Source organism: Bradyrhizobium elkanii WSM2783 (assembly GCF_000472865.1).
Classification (GTDB): Bacteria; Pseudomonadota; Alphaproteobacteria; order Rhizobiales; family Xanthobacteraceae; genus Bradyrhizobium; species Bradyrhizobium elkanii_A.
In genome coordinates, this window is sequence record NZ_KI421472.1 from 3,887 (window position 1) to 13,544 (window position 9,658).

At 60.0% G+C, this 9,658-nt stretch carries 9 protein-coding genes, 3 pseudogenes and 1 riboswitch; of the genes and pseudogenes, 4 read left to right on the forward strand and 8 right to left on the reverse strand.

The window, feature by feature from the left end:
• A partial coding sequence (locus tag YY7_RS56285) for an alpha/beta fold hydrolase (RefSeq protein WP_035693385.1) occupies nt 1-374 on the reverse strand: 374 nt, incomplete at its 3' end.
• A gap of 218 nt (nt 375-592) precedes the next feature.
• A pseudogene (locus YY7_RS64285) lies at nt 593-727 on the reverse strand (IS110 family transposase); the annotation flags it as partial.
• 289 nt (nt 728-1,016) lie between these two features.
• Here YY7_RS64285 and groES point away from each other — a divergent pair.
• The 3 genes from groES (at nt 1,017) to YY7_RS0150010 (ending at nt 3,784) form a co-directional block, all read left to right on the forward strand.
• Nucleotides 1,017-1,331 carry a co-chaperone GroES gene (gene groES / locus YY7_RS0150000; RefSeq protein WP_028169444.1) on the forward strand — a complete coding sequence of 105 codons (315 nt, stop codon included), beginning with the start codon at nt 1,017-1,019 and terminating at the stop codon, nt 1,329-1,331.
• Between the two features lie 95 nt (nt 1,332-1,426).
• A complete protein-coding gene (groL, locus tag YY7_RS0150005; RefSeq protein WP_028169445.1) occupies nt 1,427-3,067 on the forward strand; it encodes a chaperonin GroEL in 1,641 nt (546 codons plus the stop codon).
• A gap of 255 nt (nt 3,068-3,322) precedes the next feature.
• Entirely contained in the window at nt 3,323-3,784 is a 462-nt protein-coding gene (locus tag YY7_RS0150010) for a MaoC/PaaZ C-terminal domain-containing protein (RefSeq protein ID WP_028169446.1), read from the forward strand.
• A gap of 163 nt (nt 3,785-3,947) precedes the next feature.
• Here the strand turns inward: YY7_RS0150010 and YY7_RS56295 are convergent, their stop codons facing one another.
• The 6 genes and pseudogenes from YY7_RS56295 to YY7_RS64290 form a co-directional block, all read right to left on the reverse strand.
• Nucleotides 3,948-5,186: a cupin domain-containing protein gene (locus YY7_RS56295; RefSeq protein ID WP_245287716.1), complete on the reverse strand. Its 1,239-nt coding sequence runs from the start codon at nt 5,184-5,186 to the stop codon at nt 3,948-3,950.
• Nucleotides 5,187-5,490: 304 nt separating this feature from the next.
• Nucleotides 5,491-5,949, reverse strand: coding sequence for a cupin domain-containing protein (locus YY7_RS0150020; protein WP_028169447.1), 459 nt, complete (start codon nt 5,947-5,949; stop codon nt 5,491-5,493).
• 540 nt (nt 5,950-6,489) lie between these two features.
• Nucleotides 6,490-6,609: pseudogene (locus tag YY7_RS61720) on the reverse strand (MBL fold metallo-hydrolase); the annotation flags it as partial.
• A 321-nt stretch (nt 6,610-6,930) separates the two neighbouring features.
• Entirely contained in the window at nt 6,931-7,698 is a 768-nt protein-coding gene (locus tag YY7_RS0150035; RefSeq protein ID WP_080664230.1) for an HD domain-containing protein, read from the reverse strand.
• A gap of 82 nt (nt 7,699-7,780) precedes the next feature.
• Nucleotides 7,781-8,527 (reverse strand): alpha/beta fold hydrolase, encoded by a 747-nt coding sequence (locus YY7_RS56300; protein ID WP_051397389.1) that lies wholly within the window; start codon nt 8,525-8,527, stop codon nt 7,781-7,783.
• A 261-nt stretch (nt 8,528-8,788) separates the two neighbouring features.
• A pseudogene (locus tag YY7_RS64290) lies at nt 8,789-9,052 on the reverse strand (transposase); the annotation flags it as partial.
• A 252-nt stretch (nt 9,053-9,304) separates the two neighbouring features.
• A riboswitch (SAM-I-IV-variant riboswitch) is annotated at nt 9,305-9,406 on the forward strand.
• A 41-nt stretch (nt 9,407-9,447) separates the two neighbouring features.
• Here YY7_RS64290 and YY7_RS62855 point away from each other — a divergent pair.
• Nucleotides 9,448-9,658: hypothetical protein (locus YY7_RS62855; RefSeq protein WP_210164769.1), on the forward strand; the 211-nt coding region annotated here is incomplete at its 3' end.

Sequence of the window (9,658 nt, forward strand, 5' to 3'; positions counted from 1 at the left end):
ACGCGCTCAGGGTATGTCGCGGCGAATAGCACACTCATGCAACCACCTTCGGAGAAACCGACCAGCGCCGCGTGCTTGGACCCGATGGTATCCATGACGGCACGGACATCGTCCATGCGCACCTCGAGCGACGGCGCACCCGACATCCGGTCCGACATCCCTTGTCCGCGCTTGTCGAAGGTCACGACCCGGGCGAAGCCCGCGAGCCGCCGCAGAAAAGCGGTGTATCCTGGGAGTTCGTGCTGGAATTCGATATGTGAGATGAAGCCGGGAACCAAAATCAGGTCGATCGGCCCGTCGCCCATCACCTGATAGGCGATGCTAACGTCGCCGCTCTGGGCATATCTCGTCTCGGGCAGTTTGAAGTCAGTCATCGAGCGAAACCTCGGGGCCTACTCCATTGTTGCCGCCTGAATAGCCGAGATCAACCCCGTAGCATCTGCCACTCCGGTTTACGTCTAAAGACCTCAGCCGTAGTCCCGCACATTTCCGCCTTGGGTCACAAGCAGCATTTGACGCCGCTCTGAGCCGCGTCCGGTCTACCCCGGTGAGCTGACGCGGTGATCTTCAATCCGGGTTTCGGCTATGGCTGCAGCTTCTGGAAAAACGCCAGGACATGGCGGCGCCTCAACTGACGGCGTATGACCACTTGGTCCGCTGCATCAACGCCATGTACTTGGAAGACCGACTTCGCAATATCCAGACCGATCATCGAAATTGACTGCATAGGCTGCTCCTTCGAATCGTGGGAGCCTCAAACGACGCCCAGTACTTGGCACTCTCGTGCCGGGGGAGGAGCCGTCCACAGCATCACATTCGGACTCACAGCTAGCAGAGTTACTTCGCTCGCTTAGTGATCGCCGCCAGCATCCCTTCTCGAGAACCCAGGTTGCAGTCAAAAATCGTGGGGTCGAAACCTCTTGCGCCCCTGTGTCACTGGCATATGTGAGGGCGGTTAGCACTCGCTCATTGCGACTGCCAACGCAAAAATATTCACAAAAGTCAAGGAGGATTGCATGAAGTTCCGTCCGCTTCACGACCGCGTCGTGGTCACGCGCATCGAAGCCGAGGAGAAGTCCGCTGGCGGCATCATCATTCCCGACACCGCCAAGGAAAAGCCTTCCCAGGGCGAAGTCATTGCCGTTGGCCCTGGCGGTCGCGATGAGAACGGCAAGCTGATCCCGATCGACGTGCAGATCGGCGACCGGGTGCTGTTCGGCAAGTGGTCGGGCACTGAGGTCAAGATCGACGGCCAGGAGCTGTTGATCATGAAGGAGAGCGACATCATGGGCGTTCTCACCGACGGGTCGGCCAAGAAGAAGGCCGCCTGATCCATCGCTCGCACCGCTCACCCCCTGAGGAGCGCCTGCCGGGCGCCCCGCCAAGGGTGAGACGAGGGTAAGACAAGAACTCAGGGAAACCAACAATGTCAGCCAAAGAAGTCAAATTCGGCGTCGACTCTCGCGACCGCATGCTGCGCGGCGTCGACATCCTCGCCAATGCGGTGAGGGTCACGCTCGGCCCGAAGGGCCGCAACGTCGTCCTCGACAAGTCGTTCGGCGCTCCCCGCATCACCAAGGACGGCGTCGCCGTCGCCAAGGAGATCGAGCTCGAGGACAAGTTCGAGAACATGGGGGCGCAGATGGTGCGCGAGGTCGCCTCCAAGTCCGCTGACGCGGCCGGCGACGGCACCACCACCGCGACCGTGCTCGCAGCCGCGATCGTGCGCGAGGGCGCCAAGGCGGTTGCCGCCGGCATGAACCCGATGGACCTCAAGCGCGGCATCGACCTCGCCGTCGAGGCCGTCGTCGCGGACCTCGAGAAGAACTCCAAGAAGGTCACCTCGAACGACGAGATCGCCCAGGTCGGCACCATTTCGGCCAACGGCGACGCCGAGATCGGCAAGTTCCTCGCCGACGCCATGAAGAAGGTCGGCAATGAGGGTGTCATCACCGTCGAGGAAGCCAAGTCGCTGGAGACCGAGCTCGACGTCGTCGAGGGCATGCAGTTCGACCGCGGCTACATCTCGCCCTACTTCGTCACCAACGCCGACAAGATGCGCGCTGAGATGGAGGACGCTTACATCCTGATATACGAGAAGAAGCTCTCCTCGTTGAACGAGCTGCTGCCGCTGCTGGAAGCCATCGTGCAAACCGGCAAGCCGCTGGTGATCATCGCCGAGGACGTCGAAGGCGAGGCGCTCGCGACCCTGGTCGTGAACCGCCTCCGCGGCGGCCTGAAGGTCGCGGCGGTCAAGGCTCCGGGCTTCGGCGATCGCCGCAAGGCCATGCTGCAGGACATCGCGATCCTGACCGGCGGTCAGGCGATCTCGGAAGACCTCGGCATCAAGCTCGAGAACGTCACGCTCAACATGCTCGGTCGCGCCAAGAAGGTGATGATCGACAAGGAGAACACCACGATCGTCAACGGCGCCGGCAAGAAGGCCGACATCGAGGCGCGCGTCGCGCAGATCAAGGCGCAGATCGAGGAGACCACCTCGGACTACGACCGTGAGAAGCTGCAGGAGCGTCAGGCCAAGCTCGCGGGCGGCGTCGCGGTGATCCGCGTCGGCGGCGCGACCGAGGTCGAGGTGAAGGAGCGCAAGGATCGCGTTGATGACGCGATGCATGCGACCCGCGCCGCTGTCGAGGAAGGCATTCTGCCGGGCGGCGGCGTCGCCCTGCTCCGTGCCTCCGAGCATCTCAAGGGCATCCGCACCAAAAACGACGACCAGAAGACGGGCGTCGAGATCGTGCGCAAAGCACTGTCCGCGCCGGCCCGTCAGATCGCAATCAATGCCGGGGAGGACGGCTCCGTCATCGTCGGAAAGGTGCTGGAGAAGGATCAGTACGGCTACGGCTTCGACGCGCAGACCGGCGAATACGGCAACCTGGTCTCCAAGGGCATCATCGACCCGACCAAGGTCGTGCGCGTGGCGATCCAGAATGCCTCCTCCGTGGCGGCGCTCTTGATCACCACCGAAGCCATGGTCGCCGAGCTGCCGAAGAAGGCCGCTGCCGGCCCCGCGATGCCCCCGGGCGGTGGCATGGGTGGTATGGACTTCTAATCCCGACCATTGAGCGCTCGAAAGAAGAAAGGCCCGGTAGCGATACCGGACCTTTCTGCATTAACTACGTGTCTTCTCGACGACGATCGCTTCCACAAAAGCCGACCCACGGCAGCCTAAAAAAGCTCACCCAGTTGCTCACGAATACAAGGCGAAAACAGAGGGGGACGTGATGATTTGACCGGCGCTGGGCTATAGTCCCCAAAGTCAGCTTATGCCGTCCTTTCGTCAGCCCGTGCGTAGAGGATTTGACCAATGACCAGCGGATATTTTGAAGACGTCGAGGTCGGTGACAGCCAGAAGGCTGGACCCTATTCTGTCTCCAAGGAAGAAATCATTCAGTTCGCCAAGCGGTTTGACCCGAGGCCCTTCCATATCGATGAGGCAGCCGCTGCTCGTTCCGTTTTTGGAGGACTGTCGGCATCTGCTGCCCACACGTTCGCGATCTTCATCTCGCTAACTAACGAATTACAGCCTCAAGTCCGTGCCATTGCCGGGTTGGGCTATGATGAGCTGCGGCTGCCCAACGCAGTGCGTCCCGGCGACGACCTTTATCTCGAAGCGACCACGTTGGAAAAGCGCGAGTCGAAGTCGAGGCCCGATAGTGGAATCGTTCGCGGCCAGTTCCGCTTGCGCAACCAAAAAGGCGAAACGGTGCTGCAGTGTGTCGGCAACGGTCTCGTTGCGAGGCGACCGGATGCGAAAGGATCAACGTAAGCCAGGATCAAAGGCTGCCTTGGACAGCTTGCATGACCCTATTCGGGTCACGTTCAGGAAGCAGACCTAGCGGCGCTCTGAGCTGAGGTCAGCCACGGGCCAGGAGCAGACTTCGCACCTAACCCACGAATGTTCCCACGCGCCCTGAACCGACATATGGCTTCTAGGGCTGTTTCATCTTGCCGATCGTGGACTCGGGCACCCCCGCGAAATTGTTCGCCAGCAAATAGTTTGGGCTCGACCGCACCCAATGGTCGAGGTCGATCTCCTCAAATTTGCCATTGTCCCACGTTTGCACGATTTCAAGGTCTTCGTCTCCGACATTCCTGATCGCGTGGCCGAAACCCATAGGGATGTAAACCGCATCGCCCGGACTGACGTCAGTGACCTTGCCCCGCCCGCCTGATCCGAACAGCGCGACCTGCCCTTTGCCGCGCAGATAGTAGTGCCATTCGTTCGCATTGGTGTTCCAATGCAGATTGCGCTGCTTACCCTTCTCAATGATCATCAGGCCGCCGGACATGGTCTTGGAGGCCGGGAACTCGTCAATGGAGGCGAGGCGAAACGTGCCGCCCTCGAAGTCACGTACTGCCTTTTGGTCTCGCAGCAGCCTGAATTTGTGTGTCGACTCCCTCGGCCAGGGCGCGTCGAGCGCTTGCGAAATAGGCACAATCGGTCCCGCCTGTATGTAGGTCTCTCCTTTGGGAAAGGCGTCGAACAAGTCCGTCGGCAGATGGAAGTTGGCGGCCACGAGGTTCTTCGGCGTTATGTCAATCCAGTCGGTGATCGAAAAGGTACCGTGCTCGGAGAACGCACCATTGTCGAAGGACAGAACAAAGTGGCAAGGCTTGTCGCCGATGGTTTGGATCGAATGGCCGTGGCCCCTGGCGAAGTACCAAAGATCGCCCGGCTCGTAGTTGTTGATCTCGCTCGCGCCCGAAGGCTCGACCACCACTGTTTGGCATCGGCCGTCAATGACGAAGGCCCATTCGGCGGCTATGGCATGCCAGTGTAGTTCGCGCGATGCTCCCGGGTTAAGGAACATGTGAACGCCCGCGATCCCTTTGCTTACCGGGAGCTGATGTTCCGTCGATTCCTTTGCCCAGCCGCCCGATGTAAGTTTCGGAACGCTGCCGTCGAGCGGATACTTGAAGTTCGGCATGGCCTCAATGTCTTTTGGGTCGTGGTACGCGACCTTGGCGCCCGGCGGAAGCTGCACTGCGTTTCGGCCATACCCGCCGTCGCCTGGATTGCCCCGATCGTTTGCGGCTGCTCCAGCCGCGTTCTGCATCAGTGCAAGCCCACTAGCGCCAAGCGCGGCTGCGCCTAAAAGAGCACGTCGAGTAGCGTCCATTTGACACCTCCTAACTAACTCACTCCGTTTCAGTTGCTGGAATTGCATTCGCCCTCCCGACCGGGCAGGGCGGGATTGGATTATATCGCGATGTTGGGGACTCTGTCAGAGTTATGGTGCGCGCCGATTTATGACCGCTTGAGTCACGCGCGTCGTTCTTCGGCCCGTTCGAGGGATGTCTGGTTAGCCCTTAACAGCGGCGGAATGGCAGACATCCACCAACCGCCGCTTGGGGCCAATAGCGACTTAGAGCGGCGTCCGGCCTACCCGGTGAGCTGACGTGCGATCTTCAATCCGGGTTTCGGCCGTGGGCAAGACCGGACATGACCGCCGTCGCTTCTTCGTGCAGCCGTTATTGTTTGCGCGGATCGTCGGCAGGATTGATGTAGTCGATGCCACCTGGGCCAATGAACTGAACCTGAAGTATTCCTTCCGCGCTTCCGGTCCACGCGTAATGCGGGTGTTTCGCAGGGTACACCCATAACGAGCCAGGCTTTAGGAGATCACCCTTCTTTTCGAATTTCTCACCATGACTGCTGCCGATTGCCCCGCTTATGACGGTGACAACTTCAGAATAGGGGTGAGTGTGCGGAGGCATTTGGAAATTCGCTGGAAACTTGATGCGCAAGACGACAACTTCGCCTTTCTTGCTGGGATCGCCGACCAAGGTGGCAATCTGAACGCCTTTCGGAAAGGCTGGATTATCCTTCCACACGAGCGCCTCGGGCATCAGCCGCGCCTCAGTATCTTGCGCGATTACCGGAACAGACAGCATAATCAAGCTGGTCGCGGTCAGAAGCAGTTTTTTCATGAGAATCTCCCAAGCTCCATGCAGCAAGAGAACTCAAGTCGCAATGCGGCGAGCGTGAGCTTGAGATAGAAGCTGCGCGCCGCGTACAGTCGCAAGGCTATACTACCTACACGCGAACAAAGGCAGAGATATTGACTTACAGCCTGGCAAACGGGTTGGTGCCCGCTTCGCGTCAAAAACGCGAAGAAACTCAACCGAAGAAATCTAGTCCGCTGTGCCTCGCCAAGCGGACCTCGATGACGTAGTTCACCGCTTCGCCGACGGGCCATGTGTGGACGGCTCCGGGTTGGCAAGGGTTTTCTTTACGCATGCGGCGGTAGTCGGAGCAGCCATGTGTTCGGCCTATTAGCGCGGTTCACGCGACCGCTGGCCATAATGCCCTCCGCGGATCAGGTCCCGGTCAAAAGCGCGCATTCGAAGATGCCATGGCCCAAATGGGTTGTCCTGATCGCCGGATCGACCGGCGCTGCATTACGTGCTGTTCGCCTTCCCAACCGTTACGTCACACCGGATGTCCGGCGGGATAGGCTACGCGGCGAGCGCGGCGGCGAAAGCCTGTCGCGGCGAGAGCCAGCCGCCGGTTGCCGCCACTGTGGTCGTCGCCATGCAGCACAGACAGAATCCGCGTCGCGATATGAGATGCTGATTGAGCGTCGTCATGAGTCTCTCCTAAGGATGTCCGCAAACGGTTCGGACCGCTACGGATGCGGCGTCGGCTTGCCGTTTGCGATGTGAACGATCGTCATACAGCCTGCCATCGGCCGCGTTCGCGCGGCCGATGGCTTGCGATCCGCTAACGCTTGATGAATGCCAGGAGCGGCCAGCCGTGGCTGAAAAACGATGGGGCGCCACATCGGCAACGATGGCAGGAGCGTCGTCCGCCGCGATGGACTCGAATAGGCCGAGCGAAATCCTGACCATGTTTCCATCCGCACTTGAAGCGGCGATGGCGCCGAGGCCGACCGCTGAGGGTCGCGTCGCTTATTGTCCGGTAGCCCAGCGCGACTTCCGCATCAGATTGCTGAAGTCCCTGCGATGGAAACCAGGGTCCTTGTAGGCCATTACATCGGCCAAACCGGTGCCTTGGGTGGTCTCAGGACGGTGCTTGAGGCTGTCGTAAAGGGCCTGGAGAAAGCCTTCCGCGAATTGTGGCGGACGCGGATAAGCCGCCTCGACCGCGCTCCGCTGCGCAGCGGTGAAGTCGTCATAGCCGGCGCCGACGAGGTCCATGTTGGCTCCTTCGGCAAGAAGTGCAGCGATGGGGTACAGATGCGGGGAAATTCCATTTGTCGTATGCAGGGCGATCGCAAACCAGACTCTCTGGCCATCAGCTTCTGAAATGCCGTGACCGCTCAAAAAATCGCGTGCGGCGTTCGCGCCGTCCACTTCATAGCGCAGGTGACTTTCCCCATAACCTGCCGTCAGCCCATAATCATGGAACATGGCCGCTACGTAGAGAAGTTCCGGGTCAAAGGTCAGACCCTTGCGCTTTCCTGCCAAGGCAGCCCAGTAATAAACGCGCATGGAGTGCTGAAACAGCAAATCGTCTTCGGTATCGCGAACGACCTGTGTTGCGTCGCGCGCCAATTTGCTGTCGGGAACTCTTATCCCCGCAACCTCATCGACGGCGTTCGGAGCCGCTTCAGCGACTTTAGGCATGACCGTTTGGGCCTCGCCGTTTGGTGCCAAGGCAGATCCGGCGACCACCAATGCGAGGGCGGCCCAGGTGAGAGTGGTCTGAACCTTCATGGCGTTCTCCTCCTTCTGTAGCCGGAGATGGCGCCTATTGGGCTGGATGTGCGCTTGCCGGGATAGTGCCGAAGCCCGCTTGTTATGGAGAAGCAGTGCTGCTGTCTCCTCGAACAGCCGACGCAGCCTGTTCGACCAGCTCCACAACAGCGTCTGGGTGCGACATCATGACGGCATGTGAGGCACCTTCAATCGCGACGGTCTTCTTCGATCCGGCGCGTTCGGCCATAAATGCCAGCAGGTTAGCGGGAATGCTGTTGTCGCGCGTTCCAAAGATGAACCAAGACGGGATGACTTTCCAGGCGGCAACTTCGGACACCTCCGTCATGGCGCGTTCCGCCATCGGGCGCTGTGTCAGGGCCAGCAGCTTCGTTTCGGTTTCCGAGAGGTCGGCCGCGTACTGTGCCCTGAACTTGTCAGGTTGAAAGTACAGGTCCCGGCTACCGTCCGCGAGCAGAATGGGGGCCGCCGTGTTTGCCTCGACGGTGCTGCCGGGAAAGCGGCGCAACAGCGTGGTCACGCTCTCCCCTGTATCCGGCGCAAAGGCGGCCACATAGACCAGCGCTTTCACCCGTTGGTTGCCGTTGGCCGCGTTGGTGATGACCGCGCCGCCGTAGGAATGACCGACGAGAATGATAGGGCCGTCAATCGTATTGAGAAAGGAAGATACGTAGGCGGCATCGTTGCTCACCCCGCGCAATGGGTTCGGGGCTGCGACCACCTTGTATCCCTTGGCGAGCAGCAATTCGAGGACAGATTTCCAGTTGGACAGCGACTCAGCGAATGCGCCATGCACGAGAACTATGGTGATCATCCGCTGTTCAGCCATCGATTTGGCTCCGTCGATCAGTCGACGTCCGTCTCCGACGAGAGAGGGCCGGGGTGCACCGGGCGTAGGTCGCCTGGGTATTCAGTTTGCGCTGTGGAGTTTCCAAGCCCCGCGGAACATTCGCGGATTCCGCGGCTTAACGTCCTTGTCTTTTGCCGGTTCCAAAGACGCGCTAAATTATTTTTTGAAGGGCCCGCATCCGGCTTTTTGCGTGGCGTGGCGCGTCGATCTAGTCCAACTCGTCCGGCGCTTTGCCATGATGCGGCTGGCATTGGCTTCCATCACACTCGCGTCCACCGCGAACCCTTCGCCCTTGACGAGCCCGGCGGCCATGCACGTTGTAACCACGCGCTCGAAATAGTGGCGCAGGATCTCGCTCTCCCGGAAGCGGCCGAGCCGGTTCACCGAGAATGTCGAATGGTGCGGAACCTTATCGTCGAGATCGAGCCTGCAGAACCAGCGGTAAGCAAGGTGCAGCGCCACCTCCTGGCACAGCCGGCGCTCATGACGAATGCCGTAGCAGTGAACCGGAACCCTTTGCTGCAGTCTGGGCTGCGTATGAAGATCTGTGATGCCACACTGTGATCGTCCAGAATGGCGGGCAAAGCCGTAAACACATCCTGTACCGTAATTCGTATTTGGCACCTTTCCGAGAGCGGCCCGGCTCCGTATTCGCCCGTCCGCTCCTTGGCCCGATCCGCAAACCAGCGTGCGTCCAATCCGCCTGCAACGGGGCCAGTGACAGATCTGGAAAAACTATGCGAACCTGCTATACTGATCGTGCATCAAGAGAGGGGCTGACGCCCTCGCCAACCTGCCATCCCGGGCAAGGTGGCTCCCGCAAGGGGATGCGGCCAGTCGGCAACGATACGGGTCGCGTGCTTGTCAGCCTCCTCGCCAATGCGATGGAGGTATTTTTTATGGCTGACGTATTCTCTAGTCCCCTCGATGAGCATCAGAGCGCATTTGTCGATCCCTGGAGTCATCAGCCCCAGAATTGGGGAGATATTCCAGATGACGCGGTGTTCGCTGGGGCATGGCACCTAAACGTCGGAATCGACACTCTTCATGAAGCGCTTTTTCTTGCACGTGATGACCATGGGGACCGCCTGTGGTCACTAACAACACCAG

Coding starts and splice junctions, on each gene's coding strand:
- groES (WP_028169444.1), top strand. CDS start 1,017: ATGAAGTTCCGTCCGCTTCACGACCGCGTCGTGGTCACGCGCATCGAA.
- groL (WP_028169445.1), top strand. CDS start 1,427: ATGTCAGCCAAAGAAGTCAAATTCGGCGTCGACTCTCGCGACCGCATG.
- YY7_RS0150010 (WP_028169446.1), top strand. CDS start 3,323: ATGACCAGCGGATATTTTGAAGACGTCGAGGTCGGTGACAGCCAGAAG.
- YY7_RS56295 (WP_245287716.1), bottom strand. CDS start 5,186: ATGCAATTCCAGCAACTGAAACGGAGTGAGTTAGTTAGGAGGTGTCAA.
- YY7_RS0150020 (WP_028169447.1), bottom strand. CDS start 5,949: ATGAAAAAACTGCTTCTGACCGCGACCAGCTTGATTATGCTGTCTGTT.
- YY7_RS0150035 (WP_080664230.1), bottom strand. CDS start 7,698: ATGAAGGTTCAGACCACTCTCACCTGGGCCGCCCTCGCATTGGTGGTC.
- YY7_RS56300 (WP_051397389.1), bottom strand. CDS start 8,527: ATGGCTGAACAGCGGATGATCACCATAGTTCTCGTGCATGGCGCATTC.